This is a genomic window from Pseudomonas sp. FBF18, from assembly GCF_024261405.1.
Taxonomy (GTDB): domain Bacteria; phylum Pseudomonadota; class Gammaproteobacteria; order Pseudomonadales; family Pseudomonadaceae; genus Aquipseudomonas; species Aquipseudomonas palmensis.
This window is the reverse complement of record NZ_QKRS01000010.1, coordinates 138,378-155,864: the sequence shown is the minus strand read 5'-3', so window position 1 is coordinate 155,864 and position 17,487 is coordinate 138,378. Positions and strand designations below refer to the sequence as shown.

The window sequence follows — 17,487 nt, the reverse complement described above, 5'->3', positions numbered from 1 at the left end:
TGAGGCGGCATTCTACGCAATCGACGCAGCGTGTCAATACTTTTTTTCACGCTAAGCCACTGAATACTAATATTTTTTACCCCAGCTCGGGTTTGCGCGATTTTTACCGTCTGGCTGGCGGGTGTTTATTATTGTTGATACGATCTGCACAATCGTAAAAAATATAGAACATACAACTACAAACCCTGAGGTGCCCGCACATGGCCAACACCCCCTACCCCCAGTCGTATTACGCCGCATCGGCCAACCCCGTTCCGCAGCGCCCGAGCCTGCAGGAAGAAGTACAGACCGACGTCTGCGTGATCGGTGCGGGTTACACCGGCCTGTCCAGTGCCCTGTTCCTGCTCGAGAACGGTTTCAGCGTCACCGTGCTTGAAGCCGCCAAGGTCGGCTTCGGTGCCTCTGGCCGCAACGGCGGTCAGATCGTCAACAGCTACAGCCGCGACATCGACGTGATCGAACGTACCGTCGGCCCCAAACAGGCACAGCTGCTCGGCCAGATGGCCTTCGAGGGCGGGCGCATCATCCGCGAGCGCGTGGCCAAGTACAACATCCAGTGCGACCTGAAGGACGGTGGCGTGTTCGCCGCCCTGACCAAAAAGCAGATGGGCCACCTGGAATCCCAGCAACGCCTGTGGGAACGCTACGGCCACACCCAGCTGGAACTGATGGACCAGCGCCGCATCCGTGAAGTGGTCGCCTGCGACAGCTACATCGGCGGCATGCTGGACATGAGCGGCGGCCATATCCACCCGCTCAACCTGGCCCTGGGCGAAGCCGCCGCAGTGGAATCGCTGGGTGGCAAGATTTACGAACAGTCCCCGGCCATCCGCATCGAGCGCGGTGCCAACCCGGTCGTACATACCCCGCAGGGCAAGGTGCGCGCCAAGTTCATCATCGTGGCGGGCAACGCCTACCTGGGCAACCTGGTACCGGAGCTGGCCGCCAAGTCGATGCCATGCGGTACTCAGGTGATCACCACCGAGCCGCTGAGCGAAGAGCTGGCACGTACCCTGCTGCCGCAGGACTACTGCGTGGAAGACTGCAACTACCTGCTCGACTACTACCGCCTGACCGGCGACAACCGCCTGATCTTCGGCGGTGGCGTGGTATACGGCGCGCGTGACCCGGCCAACATCGAGGCGATCATCCGCCCGAAAATGCTCAAGGCCTTCCCGCAGCTCAAGGACGTGAAGATCGACTACGCCTGGACCGGCAACTTCCTGCTGACCCTGTCGCGCCTGCCGCAGGTAGGTCGTCTGGGCGACAACATCTACTACTCCCAGGGCTGCAGCGGCCACGGCGTCACCTACACCCACCTGGCCGGCAAGGTGCTGGCCGAGGCCCTGCGCGGCCAGGCCGAGCGTTTCGACGCCTTCGCCGAACTGCCGCACTACCCGTTCCCGGGTGGCCAGATGCTGCGCGTACCGTTCAGTGCCCTGGGCGCGTGGTACTACAGCCTGCGCGACCGCCTGGGCGTGTAAGCCGGCAACCCCGGGCCGTCACTGCCCCACGGCATTGACGGCCTGGCGGGCCGCCTGCTCCTGGCCTGCCTGGGCCAGTTCATTGGCGGCCTTGAGCCAGCGCTGGCGGTCCACCTGGGCCGGCAGTTGGCCGGGCGGCTGCACCAGCACCGCCCAGCTCCCCTCCTTCTTCCAGGCTGCGGCGAAATCGTCGAAGTCCATCAGCAAGCGCCGATTGTTGCCCGCACGCAGCAGCACCCGCGACTTGTAGCGGTCATAGCCCACCAGCAGGGCATAGCGCGGCTCGCTCCAGAACGCCGAACCTTCCTGATAGCGCAACAGCACCGGATTGCCCGCGGCCACCTGGGTCAGCAACGCCGGCAGGGTGCCATCGAGCGGGTACACCACCATGCCGTACTGGCGTGCCACGGTCGCTACCGAGGCCTGCAGCCTGTCGACACCTTGTGGCAGTTGCAAGGGCCCTTCGAGCAGGCCGGGGGTGATGCGCACCCCCTGCTGCGAGAGGATCGCGGCCAGCGCCATCGGCGCGCTCTGGTTGGCGTTACCACGGTAGAACGGCACCGCGCCCAGTTCCACGCGCTGGGGCAGGCTGTTGAGCTGGGATGAAGGCTGGCTGGCGCAACCGGCCAGGCTGGCGGCCAGCAGGCAAGCCAGCAGCAGACGGTGGGACACGCGACGTTTGGGGGCGGTGGGCAACATGGACACTCGCTTGTGCTGATGCCGGGCAGACGACGCCCGGCCCTGGCTTGCGATCATAGGCTGGCGCAGGCCTGCGGTATAGCCCGCGGCACGCTTAGAGCGAACTGAACCAAGGCGCTGGACCACTGGTCAACCGTCTGTCACAGACGATGGGCTAGACTGAGCTTGTGTCCGAATGGCGAGTGCAGCTTGCCCAGTCGAAGGAGGCACGCAATGAGTCTGACGATGGGAATCTTTCTGTTGATAGGCACGTGGCTGGTGGTAGCCGCAGCCATGCTCTGGGGGGTGTTGCGCATCGCGCGCCGCCACCATCTGCACCATCCGCAGCCGACCAGGGCTGCATCCGAGGCACAGCGGCACGCTCGCCGCCACGCCAACGCGCACTGACGCGACACTGCATAACCACCTTCGCCGACAACGCCGGCGTCTGCAGGTGCGTCCTGCAGAGCCGACGTCGCTGGCGAAGCGGTCAGTCAGGTTTCGCTTGCAGTGCCTCGCGCCGCTCGCGAGCCCGGCGCGACATGATGTTGAGCACCTCGATCGCGGTGGAGAACGCCATCGCCGCATACACATAACCCTTGGGCACATGGGCACCGAAGCCTTCGGCGATCAGGGTCATGCCGATCATGATCAGGAAGCCCAGGGCCAGCATCACCACGGTAGGGTTGTCGTTGATGAACCGGGCCAGCGGGTCGGCGGCCACCAGCATCACGATCACCGCACTGATCACCGCGATGATCATGATCGGCAAGTGCTCGGTCATGCCCACGGCCGTGATGATGCTGTCGATCGAGAACACGATGTCCAGTACCAGGATCTGCCCGATCGCCGCGGCAAAGCCCAGGGTCACGGTAGACGACGCCTTGGTCTCTTCCTTGGCACGCGGGTCGACGCTGTGGTGAATCTCGGACGTCGCCTTCCACAGCAGGAACAGGCCACCGGCGATCAGGATCATGTCCTTCCACGAGAAGGCATGGCCGAACACGTCCACCACCGGCTCGGTAAGCTGCACGATCCACGCCACGGTGCTGAGCAGGCCCAGGCGCATCACCAGCGCCATGCTGATACCGATGCGCCGTGCCTTGGAGCGGAACTGCTCAGGCAGCTTGTTGGTGAGAATCGAGATGAAGATCAGGTTGTCGATGCCCAGCACGATCTCCATGGCCACCAGGGTAGCCAGGGCCACCCAGGCGGTCGGGCTTGCAGCAAGTTCCAACAGGTATTCCATGAATCAATCCTGAATCAGTGTGGGTAAAAAAATCAGATTTCCCGGGCGCTGTCGTCGTGCTCGGGTTTGTCCTGCGCCTCATCGGGCTTTTTCGCCAGGGGCGAACCGGTCGCGTCGCTGAGCGCCTGCTGGGCGGCATCGTTGGTCTTGTCGATCGCTTCCTTGGCCGACTGGGCAGCCTGGTTGAGCATCTGCTGGGCAGATTTTTCCGCCTGCTCGCAACCGCTCATGGCCAGCAGCGCCAGCGCCATCACCAGGGGTGTGCCAATCGATTTGAAATACAGCATGGGTTCCTCTCTGAAGGTCTTGCCTTGATAGCGACGCATTCTAAAGAGACTGAAACATCCGGAAAATTCGTATTTTCAGCAGTTATACTTCGGTTTTTACGAATCGGAGATGCACATGCTCAACTACCGACAACTGCATTACTTCTGGGTCGTGGCCAAGACCGGCAGCATCGTGCGTGCCGGCGAGCAGCTCAATCTCACCCCGCAGACCATCAGCGGGCAGATCAGCCTGCTTGAGCATAGCTACGGTATCGAATTGTTTCGCCGTGTGGGACGCCAGCTCGAACTGACCGAGACCGGGCGCCAGGCCCTGTCCTACGCCGAGCAGATGTTCCAGATTGGCGGCGAACTGGAAGCAGTGCTGCGCGCCCAGCCCAATGAGCAGCAGATTCTGTTTCGCGTGGGGGTGGCCGACGTGGTGCCCAAGTCGATCGTGTACCGGCTGCTGGCGCCGACCATGGAGCTGCCCGACCCGCTGCGCCTGACCTGCCGCGAGGACAAGCTCGAACGCCTGCTGGCAGATTTGGCAGTACAGCGCCTGGACATGGTGATCTCCGACAGCCCGATGCCCAGCCATCTGGACATCAAGGGCTACAGCCAGAAGCTCGGGGAGTGCGGCATCAGTTTCTTCGCCACCCCGGCACTGGCTGCCCTGCATCCGGCGCCCTTTCCTGTCGGCCTGCAGCATGCACCGATGCTCATTCCCGGCCAGGAGACGGTGGTGCGCAGCCGGCTGCTTCGCTGGTTCGCCGAGCAACAGTTGCAGCCGCGCATCGTCGGCGAATTCGATGACAGTGCGCTGATGCAGGCATTCGGGCAGTCGGGCAGCGGCATCTTCATCGCCCCCAGCGTGATCGCCGACGAGGTCTGCCGCCAGTACGGGGTGGAGTTGATCGGCCAGACCGATGCCGTCACCGAGTCGTTCTATGCCATTTCGGTAGAGCGCAAGGTCAAGCACCCGGGCATCGTCGCGATCACCGAAGGTGCCCGCCGCGAGCTGTTCAACTGGCCTGCGCCCTGAGAGACACACGGCACCGACATCACATCCCGGGCCTAAACATTCCGCGGCCCGAACCGTCGATAGAAGGACGCGCCGACGCATCGCGACAACACGCCCCACCTACCGCCAGGCAGTGTGCTGCGGTCAGGGCCCGCGTGCTGTGCTAAAGTCCCGCCCCTTTCGCCGCAGGGCTTGCCCGCGGCATGCCTTTGCTACGCTATCCGGGCCTCCCGGACCTTGCACAAGAACGAGAAACACCTGTCATGACCCCACTTCTGAACCTGTTGAACCGTACCAGTCTGGTACTGCAGATCGTGATCGGCCTGGTGGCCGGCATTGCCGTGGCGCTGCTCTGGCCAGCCGCCGCGCTGAACCTGGCATTTATCGGCAAGGTATTTGTCAGTGCACTCAAGGCGGTGGCACCCATTCTGGTGTTCATCCTGGTGATGGCTTCCATCGCCAACCACAGGCACGGCCAGGAAACCCATATCCGCCCTATTCTGGTGCTCTATCTTTTCGGCACCTTTTCCGCAGCGGTAGTGGCGGTGGTCGCCAGCATGCTGTTCCCCTCCCAGCTGGTGCTGGCCACTCATGATGTGGCGATGAGCCCGCCTGGTGGCATCAGCGAAGTGCTGCAAGGCCTGCTGCTGAGCGTGGTGGCCAACCCGGTGACTGCGCTGATGGAGGCCAACTTCATCGGCATCCTGGCCTGGGCGATCGCCCTGGGCGTGGCTATCCGACATGCCGGTGAAACCACCCGCACCGTGGTCGACGACCTGTCCAAGGGCGTAACGCTGATCGTGCGCATGGTCATCCGTTTCGCGCCTCTGGGGATCTTCGGCCTGGTGGCGGCGACCCTGGCCGAATCCGGCCTGGGGGCCCTGCTGGGCTACCTGCACCTGCTGGCGGTGCTGATCGGCTGCATGCTGTTCGTGGCGCTGGTGATGAACCCGCTGATCGTGTACTGGAAAATCCGTCGCAACCCATTCCCGCTGACGCTGCTGTGCCTGCGCGAAAGCGGAATCACCGCGTTCTTCACCCGCAGCTCGGCCGCCAACATTCCGGTCAACCTGGCCCTGAGCGAAAAGCTCGGGCTGCATGAAGACACCTACTCGGTGTCGATCCCGCTGGGTGCGACCATCAACATGGCCGGCGCGGCCATCACCATCACCGTGCTGACCCTGGCGGCGGTGCATACCCTGGGCATCAGCGTCGACCTACCCACGGCCATCCTGCTCAGCGTGGTCGCCGCCGTGTGCGCATGCGGCGCCTCGGGGGTGGCGGGCGGCTCGCTGCTGCTGATTCCGCTGGCGTGCGGCCTGTTCGGCATTCCCAGCGAGGTGGCCATGCAGGTGGTGGCGGTAGGCTTCATCATCGGCATCCTGCAGGACTCGGCCGAAACGGCGCTCAATTCGTCCACCGACGTGCTGTTCACGGCCGCCGCGTGCGAGGCCGAGGAACGCCAGGCGAGCTGATCCTGGCAGGCATGAAAAAGCCCGGCAAGGCGTTGACCTTGCTGGGCTTTTTCATGCCTGGGTAATCAGAACGCGCCCATGTAGTCGCGCTTGCCGATTTCCACGCCATTGTGGCGCAGGATGGCGTAGGCCGTGGTCACGTGGAAGAAGAACTGCGGCAGGCCGTAGGTCAGCAGGTAGCTCTGGCCGGTGAAGCGTTTTTCTTTCGGCGTACCCGGACGGGTGATGATCTCGATACCTTCCTTGCCGTCGATCTGCTTCGCCTCGATCTGCTCGACAAAGGCCAACACCTTGGCGATCAGCGCCTGCAAATCGGCAAATGTAGTTTCAGTGTCGTCGTACTTGGGCAGTTCGACCTCGGCCAGGCGGGCCGAAACCCCCTTGGCGAAGTCCACCGCAATCTGCACCTGGCGAACCAGCGGGAACATGTCGGGGTACAGGCGCGCCTGCAGGAAGACATTGGCGTCGATATTCTTCGCCTCGGCGTGCGCCTGGGCCTTGCCCAGCACATCGCTCAGGGCATTGAGCATCTGCTTGAAAACGGGAACAGAGGCGGCGTACAGGGAAATGGTCATGACAGTCTCGCTGGGTGATGGATTGAGCGTGGCCGATTATAGACACGCTTGGCGCCGCCCGGCGGCTTGTCTTTTATTCTGCAAGGATTAGGCTAGTTGCCTTCCACAGCATAGGGAACGCGCGATGAGCACTGAGTTGGACACCCCCGTTGACGAGCAGCGCCTCGACAGCACGCAAATCCGTATCCTCGGCGCCTTGATCGAAAAGCAGGCCACCAGCCCCGAAACCTACCCCCTCACCCTCAACGCCGTGGTGCTGGCCTGCAACCAGAAGACCAGCCGCGAGCCGGTGATGAACCTGACCCAGGGCCAGGTCGGCCAGAGCCTGCGTGCCCTCGAAAGCCAGGGCCTGGCGCGCCTGCAGATGGGCAGCCGGGCCGACCGCTGGGAGCACCGCGTCGACAAGGCGCTGGAGCTGGTACCGGCGCAACAGGTGCTGCTGGGGCTGATGTTCCTGCGCGGGCCGCAGACGGTCAGCGAGCTGCTGACGCGCAGCAACCGCATGCATGAATTCGAGGATGCCGAACAGGTGCTGCATCAGCTGGAGCGCCTGGTAGCCCGGGGCTTTGCCCTGCACCTGCCGCGCCAGCCCGGCCAGCGCGAAGACCGCTACACCCATGCCTTCGGCGACCCGGCCGACATCGAAGCGATTCTGGCGGCACGCCAGCAAGGCGCGGAACGCCCTGTCGGCGGCGTGTCGGCCGAGCGCATCGAGGCACTGGAGGCGCGTATCGCGGCGCTGGAAGAACGCCTGGCGCAGCTGGAGTAGCCAGCTCGGCACAGGGTCGAGCAATGCTTTGCGGGAGCACGTTCAGCCGCTCCCGCTCACTGCCTGGCGCGAACCTGCCTGCAGGGCTCAATCGCCCCGCGCAAACGCCACCGCTTCGGCGATCTGCCGTGAATCGGGGCGCACCCCGGTATACAGCACGAACTGCTCCAGCGCCTGCAGCGCAATCACCTCCAGCCCGCTAACCACTGGTTTGCCAGCAGCCTGGGCGGCCACGATCAAGGGCGTCTGCGCCGGCATCGCCACCACGTCGAACACCGCCTGCGCCGCCTCGATCTGCTCGTGCTCGAAGGCCAGTTGCTGCGCCTCGGCCCCGCCCGCCATGCCGATCGGCGTCACGTTCACCAGCAACCGGGCCCGCACACCGTGTGGCTCGGCCTGCCAGCGATAGCCACAGGTGCGGGCCAGCCGCTCGCCGGCCTCGCGATTGCGCGCAACGATCGTGCCGTCGCTGAAACCGGCATCGCGCAGCGCGCACGCCACCGCCTTGGCCATGCCGCCGCTGCCGCGCAGCGCCACGCTCCATGCAGGGTCCAGGCGATGCTGGTGAATCAGTTGACGCACCGCCAGGTAATCGGTGTTGAAGCCCTTGAGATGCCCCTGGGTGTTGACCAGCGTGTTCACCGAATCGATGGCCGCCGCCGAGGGGTCCAGTTCATCGAGCAACGCGATGCAGGCCTCCTTGAACGGCATCGACACACCGCACCCACGCACACCCAGCGCGCGAATGCCGGCCACGGCGGCCGGCAGGTCGGTGGTGGTCATGGCCTTGTAGTAGTAATCCAGCCCCAGCTGCTGGTACAGATGGTTATGAAAGCGCACGCCGAAGGTACCGGGGCGCCCGGCCAGGGACATGCACAAAACGGTGTCTTTGCTGGGGGTCATCGATTGGCTCCTGAAAACGGCAGGGGCACCAGTATGCACTCACTGCCCACCGAACCGTTGATCGGGGCTTACACAACCTTTACTCAACGCCCGTGCCATTTTTCCGGGGGCTGCGGTCTTATGGGTATCCCCGCGCCACGTCTTGGGTGTCTCGACAGCACCAGCGCCGGGGCTGCAAACCGAGGAGTCTTCATGAACCGTCACATCCCGAGAATCGCCCTGCTGGTTGGCGCCCTGGCCGTCTGCGGGCAAGCGGCCGCCCACGGTGGTGGCGGCGGCTGGCACGGCGGTGCCGGCCCGGTGCTTGGCGCGGCCGTCGTCGGTGCCGTGGTGGGTGCGGTGGTGTCCGGCAACCACGACCGTACCGTCTACGTCGAGCGCCAGCCGGCCTACTACGGTCCCCCGCCGGTGTATGTCCAGGCCCCGCCGCCGCCGGTGTACTACCAGCCGTACCCGCCGTATCCGGTTGTGGAGCGCTACGTACCGGTGCCGCCGCCGTATTACCGCGAGCGCTACTACGGCCCGCCACCGGTGTACTACGGACCGCCCCGCTGGTAGCACCGGCCCTGCGCCCTGCCTGCGGGCAGGGCGCAGGCTGTCGGGGAAACCGCCCGCATTGGCTTGATCGCCGTTCAGGCCTAGGCTGGCAAACCCTCACAGCCTGAACCCAGGAGTTCGCATGACCGCTGAAAAAGGATTTCCAGCCCCGCTCGACCCAGCCCAACACCCCCTTGCCGCCGCGCAGCAGATGACCCTGGCGATCATCCTCAGCGGCCAGTACAAGCTGCCACAGACGCCCGCCAAGGCGGCCGAGGCAGGCCACGAGCTGCTCAAGGCCGTCACCGCCGGCTACCTCAAGTCACGCTAAGGTCCCGCTCGGCTGGTTCGGCACGCCGATCCAGCCGCTGCAAACGAAGCCCAGGGTTAAATAAATTTCATAGTTCGCCCAATGTTTACGGGGCAATCGACACAGACTCGACCATACTCCTAGAATGTAACGGCTTGTAATAAAAAACCCGTGCACAGCCAACGACATACCTACATTTAGTGAGCACCAACGTGAAAACCTCCCTGTCTATTCTCAGCCTGCTGCTGATGCTCACTGGCACTGCCAGCGTCACGTCGAACGCTGTTGCCCAACCGGCCCCCCAGGTCCAGCGCGACCCTGCCAAGCTGCACCTGGCCTCGGGCAGTGCACTGCTGATCGACCTGCAGACCAACAAGGTGCTGTATGCGAGCAACCCGGACCGTGTGGTGCCGATCGCCTCGGTCACCAAACTGATGACCGCGATGGTGGTGCTCGATGCCAAGCAGGCCATGGACGAACCCCTGACCATCACCATCGCCCAGACCAAGGAAATGAAGGGCGTGTACTCGCGGGTTCGCCTGGGTAGCGAGCTGAACCGTCGCGACACCCTGCTGATTACCCTGATGTCCTCGGAAAACCGGGCCGCCGCGACCCTTGCGCACCACTACCCCGGTGGCTACGCCGCCTTCATCAAGGCCATGAACGCCAAGGCCAAGGCCCTGGGCATGAGCCATACCCGCTATGTGGAACCCACCGGCCTGTCGACCAGCAACGTGTCCACCGCTCGCGACCTGAGCAAGCTGCTGCTGGCCGCGCGCAGCTACCCGCTGCTGAGCGAGCTGAGCACCACCCGCGAAAAGACCGTGGCCTTCAAGAAACCCAACTACACCCTGGGCTTTCGCAACACCGACCACCTGGTCAACAAGAGCAACTGGGACATCAAGCTGACCAAGACCGGCTTCACCAACGAGGCCGGCCATTGCCTGGTGCTGCTGACGCGGATGGACAATCGCCCGGTGGCCATGGTGATACTCGACGCCTTCGGCAAGTACACCCATTTCGCCGATGCCAGCCGCATGCGCCAATGGCTGGAAACCGGCGACGCCAAACCCGCCCCGGCCGTCGCGATCCGCTACAAGGCCGAACGCAGCCAGAACCGCACTGCGGTCGACTGACCCGCCGAGGCTGCCGCGCCTTACGCGGCAGCCTTCGGGCTTTACTGCCAAGCCCCACTCCCCTGCTGCGCTTCAATGTGCGAGAACTTCAACTGGCCGACCGCCTGTGCATGCCGAAGAGGTCGAGTAAATTCTGGCTCTGACAGCTCGTTCTATCGGTGTATTTGCGCAGGATTCGGGGCGCGCGCCACACACGCCCCCCACTCGACCCTCCAAGGAATCGCACCCATGAGCCAGACTGCATCATCCGAAACAATCCACGACCTGATCGGCGTCGGCTTCGGCCCCTCCAACCTGGCCCTGGCCATCGCCCTGGAAGAACTCGCCCAGACCAACGGCCATGCCCTCGATGCGCTGTTCATCGACAAGCAGAGCGACTACCGCTGGCACGGCAACACCCTGGCCACCCAGAGTGAACTGCAGATTTCCTTCCTCAAGGACCTGGTGTCCCTGCGCAACCCCACCAGCCCCTACAGCTTCGTCAACTACCTGCACCAGAAGAAGCGCCTGGCCGACTTCATCAACCTTGGCACCTTCTACCCCTGCCGCCTGGAGTACAACGACTACCTGCGCTGGGCCGCCGAGCACTTCGCCACCCAGGCGGTGTATGGCGAGGAGATCCTGCGCGTGGAACCTGAACTGCTGGACGGGCGTATCGACCACCTGCGCGTGATCTCCCGCAGCGCCCAGGGCCATGAACGCCTGCGCCGGGCACGCTCGGTGGTGGTGGGCAGCGGCGGCACGCCGAAGATCCCGCCGGTATTCGCGCCCTTCAAGGACGATCCGCGCGTGTTCCACCACTCCCAGTACCTGAACAGCCTGGAACAACTGCCGTGCACCCAGGGCAAGCCCATGCGCATCGCGATCATCGGCTCGGGGCAAAGCGCCGCCGAGGCCCTGATCGACCTGAACGACAGCTACCCGTCGGTCAAGGCCGACATGATCCTGCGCGGCTCGGCACTCAAGCCGGCCGATGACAGCCCGTTCGTCAACGAGGTCTTCACCCCCGACTACACCGACCTGGTGTTCAACCAGCCCCAGGCCGAGCGTGCCAAGCTGATCTCCGAGTACCACAACACCAACTACTCGGTAGTGGACATCGACCTGATCGAACGCATCTACGGCATGCTCTACCGTCAGAAAGTCGCCCATCAGTACCGTCACGCCGTTCTGTGCCGACGCAACATCGAGGCCGCCGTCAGCACCGACAAGGGCATCGAGCTGACCCTGCGCGACCTGGCCACCGGCATCCAGCAGACCCACGTGTACGACGCGGTGATTCTTGCCACCGGCTATGAGCGCCGCTCCCATCGCGAGCTGCTGGCGCCGCTGCAACAGCACCTCAAGGACTTCGAAGTGGACCGCGACTATCGCGTGCTGGCCAGCCCGGAGCTCAACGCGGCGGTCTACCTGCAGGGCTTCTGCGAAGCGTCACACGGCCTGAGCGATACCCTGCTGTCGGTACTGCCGGTGCGCGCAGCCGAGATCGGCCAGTCGCTGTACCAGAGCCTGGGCCAGCGCGCCAGCAACGCCCGCGCCAGCGCGACCCTGGCCAGCGCCTGAACCTGCCCCGTGCTATCAGCGCTGCATGCAGCGCCGATAGCGCTCATCCACCCGTTTGGCAAACCATGCCGTGGTCAGCTTTCGGGTGATCTTGGGGCTCTTGAGTTCGATGCCTGGCAACTGCGCCCGCGGCAACGGCTTGCCCGCAGCCGCCTCGGCCAGTGCATACACCCGCTGATACAGCCGCGTGCGCTCGAATGCCAGGCTGTCCCCCTCCTCCAGCTGACTGCGAATGGTCGGGTTGCGCAGGCCGAGCCTGTCACCCAGGCGCCGTACCGCCTGTTCGGTGGCCCCCGGAAAAATCGCCCCTGGCGCGATCAGGTCGCCGTCCAGCGCCAGTTCCACGCCCGACGCCTGGCTGACCGCATGCTGGAACGCCGCGTTGCGGCTTGCGTACCAGCCTGCATTGAAGTCGGCAAACCGATACAGCGGCTGCTCGTAGCTGGCTGTGTAACCCAGCAGATGGGCGATGCCGAAGTACAGCCCGCCGCGCCGAGTGAACACTTCCTGGCGCAGGGTGCCGCTGTAGGCATAGGGGTAGTCCTGGGCGTGGCGTTCGGCGAACGCGATGCTGACCTGCATCGGCCCCCCGGTGCGCACCGGGTTCAGGTCGCCGAGCAAGGTACGCCCAAGCGGCAGCGAACCGATCAGGTCGTCGAACAGTGCACTCAGTTGCTTCTCGCTGCGCACCGCCGCCAGTCGCTGGCTGTAGGTTCTGCCATCGGGCGAGTGGGTTTGCAGCGCGGCCTCCACCAGCCGCTGCGGAACATGCAGACGCGCCGCACGCCGGTCGATCTCGGCGCGGGCAATGCGCCCCAGGCCGGGCACCTGCGGGTCGGCCTGGTAGGTCGACTCCTGCTCGGTCACCGCCAGCACCGCGCACAGGTTGCTGCGGCTGGGGTCGAGCTTCTGTGCGGCAAACGCCGTCTGAATGTCCGCCGCCCACCCTTCACGGTCACCAGTGGCGGCTGGCATCAGTGCAACCACCGTGGCGCGCACCTGGGCCGGCGTGGTCTGTTGCGCCCCACGCTGGCCGGCGCACCCCTGCAACAGCAGCGCCAGCGTGGCCAGCACCATCCATCCGCGTAAAGGCATACAGCCCCCGGCTATCGGTCGAGGGCCCCACAGTACACAGCCGGGGCCGGCCCGTGCAAACCGTCAGCAGCCCGGCTTGGTCAACTCGGTGCCGATGGTGACCGCATTGACCTTGACCTTGTCGAAGCTGGCCTGCGCCACTTCATCGAAGGTGCGCTCGCAGTTGAAGCGGGTGTCCACCACAAAGTCGTCACCCTTGGCCTTCTGCATGGCCTCGCTCCAGTGACCGGCCGCCGCGCTGGCCTCATCATCCACCAGCACCACCTCCAGCAGCACTTCGGTAAACCCCACTGCCCGCGGTCCTTGCCAGAGCGCGTACACCGACGGGTCGGCGGCATTGCCGCACATGCTCAGGCAACTGGCGTAGAACTCCAGCCCGCCTCCCGAAGACCCGGCCATTGCACCGAACGTCAGGGGCTGCGCGGCCGGCGGCGCAAAGTCGCCGATGAACGTGCTCAGGTCTGCCTTGCAGGTGGACGAGAGCTCCATGCGCAGCTCGCTGACCGTGCCGCCGCCGGCCGTGGCGGTGATTTCGCAGCCTTGCACCTTGTAAGTATGGGTGTCGCCGAACGAGGTACGCGCAACACCGGCTACCGACTCGAAGAAACGCAGGTTGGTGCCCAGCATCTCGCCATTGAACACCTGGGCCACCGTGGCCTGGGCCAGGGCCAGATTCGGCAGAGCGCTGAGGGTGAGTGCGCAGCAGAAGCCAGACAGTGCACGTGAACGCATCGGAACATCCTGTAAGGGCAGAAAATGAAGCGCGTACTGTAATCCAGGCTAACGGCAAATAGCCATCAAGCTCGCCCATCAGCCCAGCACGATGTAGTCGCTGCGCTGCACCAGCGGGGCATGCTCGCCTGCAATCAGGCGCACGTATCGGCCACCGAGCTGGTCGATGGCGATGCAGTCATCCACGTCCATCACTGCATCGGTGTGCGCCTGGCTCCAGTGACGTGCCATGCGTTGCTTGCCGATGGCCTTGGCCTGGGCCTTGCTGGTGGCCACCACCAACAGGTACTGGTGCGCCTCGCCGAACGCACCGGGCTCGTAGCCGCCCAGGTTGATGAAATACAGGCGTGGCTCGCCGGCAGCCGGCTGCATGTCCGACCAGTGCAGCTTGTAGCCGTCGACCCCGTCGACCTCCAGCCAGGAATCGACGTGCACGCCCCTGGCGCTGCCGAACCATTGCTCGCGCAATTGCGGGTAGGCCGCTTCGAGGGTCGGGGCCACCACGAACACCACATCGTGCACTTCGATGCGGGCCCGGGGGTGTTTGCCCCCCAGCATCACCACGAACAACATGATCCGCCCACCCTCAAGGTTGCTCGCCGACCAGGAAGGTCTTGCTGATGTGGCGAAATTTCTCGTGGCCGGCGCTGCCCAGCAGCTCGAACAGCACCATCTCGCGAGTCACGATCTGCGCGCCGGCATCACGCATGCGCTGCAGGCCGGCGCTCTTGCTGAGCAGGCTGCGGCTGTCGCAGGCGTCCTCCACCACGAACACCTGCCTGCCCAGCGCCAGCAGCCCGAGCACCGTCTGCAGCACGCACACGTGGGTTTCCATGCCGCACACAATCACCTGGTGGCGGGCCAGCAGGCTGGCGGGCAGGCAGTCGGCAGCCACGCAGGAAAAGTGCACCTTTTCCACCACCTCGGCAGCGGGCGCCGCCTCGAGCAGCGCACCGACGGTGTGCCCGAGGCCCTTGGGATACTGTTCGGAAATCACCGTGGGCAACCCCAGTTCGGCCGTCGCCGCCAGCAACCAGCGGGTGCGGGCCAGCGTGCCGGCAGGGTCGCTGACCGCGCCGATGAGTTTTTCCTGAACGTCGATGACCAGCAGCGTGGCCTGGGTAGGGTCGATCAGCATTGCGTGCGCTCCATGGCGGGCGCCGGGGCGATGGGTGTCACCGCCAGGCGGCTTGCGGACAGAAACCCGGGCAGCGCGATGGCTGCCCGGGCCCGGTCGGATGCTACCACGCGAGGCTCATGCGGTCAGGCGGTGCGGCTCCAGGGCCTGGCTGAGCACGCCCAGCACCTGCTCTTCATGCTCATGGATGAAGAAGTGCCCGCCGGGGAAGAGCGCCAGCGAGAAATCACCCTGGCTCTCCTGACGCCAGGCCAGCAACTGTTCCTGGGTCGCGCGATCCTCCTCGCCCCCCAGCACATGCAGCGGGCAACGCAGTGCCGGGCGCTGCCGATAGGCGTAGCGTCCGCACAACAGAAAGTCTGCGCGCAACACCGGCAGGGTCAGGCTCATCAGTTCCTCGTTGCCCAGCACTTCCTCCGAAGTACCGCCCAGGGTGCGCAACTCTTCGATCAGTTGCGGGTCGCTCTTGGGTTCGCGCCAGCTTTCATCGTCGTAGCCTTCTCGACGGGTCGGCGCCGCCGTACCGCTGGCAAACAATGCCACCGGCGGCGGGCAGCCCAGCGCCTGCAGCTCGTGCACCAGCTCGAACGCCAGCAGCGCCCCCAGGCTGTGCCCCAGCACCGCGTAGGGCTGGTGGGCGACAAGGCTCTGTTCGGCGGCCAGTTGCCGGGCCAGGGCCTGCATGTCGGTGTACAACGGCTCGCCAAGGCGTGCACCCCGCCCTGGCAGCTCCACCGGGCGCACGTTCAACCAGGCGGGCACCTTGCGCCGCCAGCGGCTGAAGACCATGGCGCTGGCACCCGAGTACGGCAGGCACAACAGGGTCAGTGACGACACGTGCCGCCCCTCACTGCGCCGCAGCGGTTTCGGCCATCTTCTGGCGCAGGCTCAGCGGGCGCATGTCGGTCCATACCTCATCGATGTACGCCAGGCACTCAGCCTTCAAACCGCTCTTGCCGACGGTGCGCCAGCCGTTGGGGATAGCCTTGTAGTCCGGCCAGATGGAGTACTGTTCCTCGTGGTTGACCACAACCTGGAACACGATATCGTCGCGATCGAATACGGAAGTCATTGCCTGTCTCCTTGGTTGAATGAGGCTCGTGGCGCGGGAGGCGTACGGGCGCTACTGGAGGAGACGAAGCGGCGTGCGGATAAATTAGCGACGCTGGGAAAATCCCGCGGCACCTGCCGGCGCTAGCAGTTGAAGGTCAGGTTGTAATGCACCGAGCGGTGGTCCGATGCCCCCGGCGCAGAGACATTCCCCGGCGCCGGCACCTGCGAGGTGCCATTGGTCACCGCATAGTCCAGCATGTTGCTCGGCGCCACGCTGGGGTGGGTACTGCCGCCCGCCAGCTCGATACGGGCGATGTCTTCGGGCGACACCCAGTTGCCACGCGTCGGCACCGGGGGAGTGGTCGGTCGCGGATCGCGGTTGAAATCCCCCAGCAGCGCGAACGGCGTATCGGTGTGCCAGCTGATCTCCCTCAACATGCGCGCGGCGTTGACGCCCCCGCCGGAAATGGCATGCAGGTTGAAGATCGCCAGCTCCGGCGTGTTGCCCGCCAGCGCTCGTCGCCTCACACGCACCCCCATGGCCGGGCGGTAAAGGGGCGGGCCCGCCACCGGCAATTGCCCGTCCGAGATGATGGCCAGTTGGCTGACCATGAACTCGCCGGGGTCAGGCATCACGATCGCCAGGTTCACCCGCAACCGCTGCACATCGAGGAAGTAGATCAGGTAGCGCTCGGGCCGGCTGCGGGTGCCGGCCTGCCAGCTGTAGACATGGATGTCGTGGTGACTGCCGAACTGGTCGGCCACCCGTTCGGTGCGGCTGAACACCGCAGAATGCGGGGCAACGCCGACCTCCTGCAGAACCACCACATCGTTGCTGCGCAGCAGCGGCAGGACCCCGGTCAACCATTTGCTCTCGGTGCTGACCGATGCGCCCTGCAGGTTCCAGGTGGCCACCCGTATCGGCACCTCAGTGCGCGCGCTGCGACCTATTTCGATCTGTGCCGAGGGCCCTGCAGTGTTCAATCGGCTGTGGTAGTAATCACGAATGCGCCCATGCAGGCGAATGTGCGCATGCCACGGGCCGAAGATGGCCATGACCCCGTGCTGGAGCATGCGCAAGGGGTCGCCAGGATCCAGCAGGTGTGGCCCCTGTACGCTCCTTAGGCCATTCATGACCAGGGCATGGTGCACACGGTAGAGCCCGATCATCACGCCATGACGATACAGCCCTGGCGAGGCCTGCAGATGCTGCAGCACCGTGGTGTCGCTGTACCAGCGGCGCAACAGGGTGGTCATGCATGCCCCATAGCCGGCCTGTGCCTCATGGTTGCTGCTGCGTATCAGGCGTGCCGAAACGATGTAGTTCAGGTAGACCAGGGTATGCACGCAGTCCCGGGGCCTGGCGGCGGCGAGCAGCGCCACCGCGTCCATGAACACCACGTCGACCTGCTCTTCGAACGCAACGGCCGGCATGTCGGGCACCAGGTTGTTGTCGATGTACAGGCCAATGACACGGTCAACGGGCATGGGAACACCTCCACC

At 64.8% G+C, this 17,487-nt stretch carries 21 protein-coding genes; 9 read left to right on the top strand and 12 right to left on the bottom strand.

Annotated features, from left to right (window positions below; all coding sequences use genetic code 11):
• Positions 1-200 precede the first annotated feature (200 nt).
• Positions 201-1,484 carry an FAD-binding oxidoreductase gene (locus DN387_RS17140; RefSeq protein WP_043863032.1) on the top strand — a complete coding sequence of 428 codons (1,284 nt, stop codon included), beginning with the start codon at positions 201-203 and terminating at the stop codon, positions 1,482-1,484.
• Between the two features lie 18 nt (positions 1,485-1,502).
• Here DN387_RS17140 and DN387_RS17135 read toward each other — a convergent pair whose 3' ends face one another.
• Positions 1,503-2,240, bottom strand: coding sequence for a peptidase C39 family protein (locus tag DN387_RS17135; protein WP_054915713.1), 738 nt, complete (start codon positions 2,238-2,240; stop codon positions 1,503-1,505).
• A 156-nt stretch (positions 2,241-2,396) separates the two neighbouring features.
• On the opposite strand from DN387_RS17135, the gene DN387_RS17130 reads away from it, so the two are divergent.
• Positions 2,397-2,570, top strand: a complete 174-nt coding sequence (locus DN387_RS17130; protein ID WP_167400240.1) for a hypothetical protein — start codon at positions 2,397-2,399, stop codon at positions 2,568-2,570.
• Between the two features lie 82 nt (positions 2,571-2,652).
• On the opposite strand, the gene DN387_RS17125 is transcribed toward DN387_RS17130, so the two are convergent.
• Complete coding sequence (locus tag DN387_RS17125; protein WP_043863034.1) at positions 2,653-3,411, bottom strand: TerC family protein; 759 nt, start codon at positions 3,409-3,411, stop codon at positions 2,653-2,655.
• 32 nt (positions 3,412-3,443) lie between these two features.
• Complete coding sequence (locus DN387_RS17120; protein ID WP_054915712.1) at positions 3,444-3,698, bottom strand: hypothetical protein; 255 nt, start codon at positions 3,696-3,698, stop codon at positions 3,444-3,446.
• A 115-nt stretch (positions 3,699-3,813) separates the two neighbouring features.
• Here DN387_RS17120 and nhaR point away from each other — a divergent pair, with 115 nt between their 5' ends.
• Together nhaR and sstT are read left to right on the top strand one after the other, a co-directional pair.
• Positions 3,814-4,719: a transcriptional activator NhaR gene (nhaR, locus tag DN387_RS17115; RefSeq protein WP_054915711.1), complete on the top strand. Its 906-nt coding sequence runs from the start codon at positions 3,814-3,816 to the stop codon at positions 4,717-4,719.
• A 242-nt stretch (positions 4,720-4,961) separates the two neighbouring features.
• Positions 4,962-6,173: a serine/threonine transporter SstT gene (gene sstT / locus DN387_RS17110; RefSeq protein ID WP_043863036.1), complete on the top strand. Its 1,212-nt coding sequence runs from the start codon at positions 4,962-4,964 to the stop codon at positions 6,171-6,173.
• Between the two features lie 65 nt (positions 6,174-6,238).
• On the opposite strand, the gene DN387_RS17105 is transcribed toward sstT, so the two are convergent.
• A complete protein-coding gene (locus DN387_RS17105) occupies positions 6,239-6,748 on the bottom strand; it encodes a DUF1993 family protein (RefSeq protein ID WP_054915710.1) in 510 nt (169 codons plus the stop codon).
• A 124-nt stretch (positions 6,749-6,872) separates the two neighbouring features.
• Here DN387_RS17105 and DN387_RS17100 point away from each other — a divergent pair, with 124 nt between their 5' ends.
• A complete protein-coding gene (locus DN387_RS17100) occupies positions 6,873-7,517 on the top strand; it encodes a YceH family protein (RefSeq protein ID WP_043863038.1) in 645 nt (214 codons plus the stop codon).
• 87 nt (positions 7,518-7,604) lie between these two features.
• Here DN387_RS17100 and DN387_RS17095 read toward each other — a convergent pair whose 3' ends face one another.
• The gene (locus tag DN387_RS17095; protein ID WP_054915709.1) at positions 7,605-8,420 is read right to left on the bottom strand and encodes a shikimate 5-dehydrogenase; all 816 of its coding nucleotides are present in this window, start codon (positions 8,418-8,420) and stop codon (positions 7,605-7,607) included.
• Positions 8,421-8,612: 192 nt separating this feature from the next.
• Here DN387_RS17095 and DN387_RS17090 point away from each other — a divergent pair, with 192 nt between their 5' ends.
• The 4 genes from DN387_RS17090 to DN387_RS17075 all read left to right on the top strand — a co-directional run bounded on the left by DN387_RS17090 (position 8,613) and on the right by DN387_RS17075 (position 11,966).
• Positions 8,613-8,978: a hypothetical protein gene (locus DN387_RS17090; protein ID WP_054915708.1), complete on the top strand. Its 366-nt coding sequence runs from the start codon at positions 8,613-8,615 to the stop codon at positions 8,976-8,978.
• Between the two features lie 121 nt (positions 8,979-9,099).
• A complete protein-coding gene (locus tag DN387_RS17085; RefSeq protein WP_043863041.1) occupies positions 9,100-9,288 on the top strand; it encodes a hypothetical protein in 189 nt (62 codons plus the stop codon).
• 191 nt (positions 9,289-9,479) lie between these two features.
• The gene (gene pbpG / locus DN387_RS17080; RefSeq protein WP_054915736.1) at positions 9,480-10,403 is read left to right on the top strand and encodes a D-alanyl-D-alanine endopeptidase; all 924 of its coding nucleotides are present in this window, start codon (positions 9,480-9,482) and stop codon (positions 10,401-10,403) included.
• 228 nt (positions 10,404-10,631) lie between these two features.
• Entirely contained in the window at positions 10,632-11,966 is a 1,335-nt protein-coding gene (locus DN387_RS17075; protein ID WP_043863042.1) for a lysine N(6)-hydroxylase/L-ornithine N(5)-oxygenase family protein, read from the top strand.
• Between the two features lie 15 nt (positions 11,967-11,981).
• Here DN387_RS17075 and DN387_RS17070 read toward each other — a convergent pair whose 3' ends face one another.
• The 7 genes from DN387_RS17070 to DN387_RS17040 form a co-directional block, all read right to left on the bottom strand.
• Positions 11,982-13,061, bottom strand: coding sequence for a DUF1615 domain-containing protein (locus DN387_RS17070; RefSeq protein WP_054915707.1), 1,080 nt, complete (start codon positions 13,059-13,061; stop codon positions 11,982-11,984).
• A 63-nt stretch (positions 13,062-13,124) separates the two neighbouring features.
• Positions 13,125-13,793 carry a hypothetical protein gene (locus DN387_RS17065; RefSeq protein ID WP_054915706.1) on the bottom strand — a complete coding sequence of 223 codons (669 nt, stop codon included), beginning with the start codon at positions 13,791-13,793 and terminating at the stop codon, positions 13,125-13,127.
• 78 nt (positions 13,794-13,871) lie between these two features.
• Positions 13,872-14,366, bottom strand: a complete 495-nt coding sequence (locus tag DN387_RS17060; RefSeq protein WP_054915705.1) for a DUF1543 domain-containing protein — start codon at positions 14,364-14,366, stop codon at positions 13,872-13,874.
• Between the two features lie 13 nt (positions 14,367-14,379).
• Entirely contained in the window at positions 14,380-14,931 is a 552-nt protein-coding gene (locus tag DN387_RS17055; protein ID WP_043863046.1) for a hydrolase, read from the bottom strand.
• A gap of 117 nt (positions 14,932-15,048) precedes the next feature.
• Positions 15,049-15,768, bottom strand: coding sequence for a thioesterase II family protein (locus tag DN387_RS17050; protein ID WP_043863047.1), 720 nt, complete (start codon positions 15,766-15,768; stop codon positions 15,049-15,051).
• Positions 15,769-15,778: 10 nt separating this feature from the next.
• Positions 15,779-16,003: an MbtH family protein gene (locus tag DN387_RS17045; RefSeq protein WP_043863048.1), complete on the bottom strand. Its 225-nt coding sequence runs from the start codon at positions 16,001-16,003 to the stop codon at positions 15,779-15,781.
• Positions 16,004-16,125: 122 nt separating this feature from the next.
• Positions 16,126-17,472, bottom strand: a complete 1,347-nt coding sequence (locus DN387_RS17040) for an endonuclease/exonuclease/phosphatase family protein (protein ID WP_054915704.1) — start codon at positions 17,470-17,472, stop codon at positions 16,126-16,128.
• Positions 17,473-17,487: the final 15 nt, after the last annotated feature.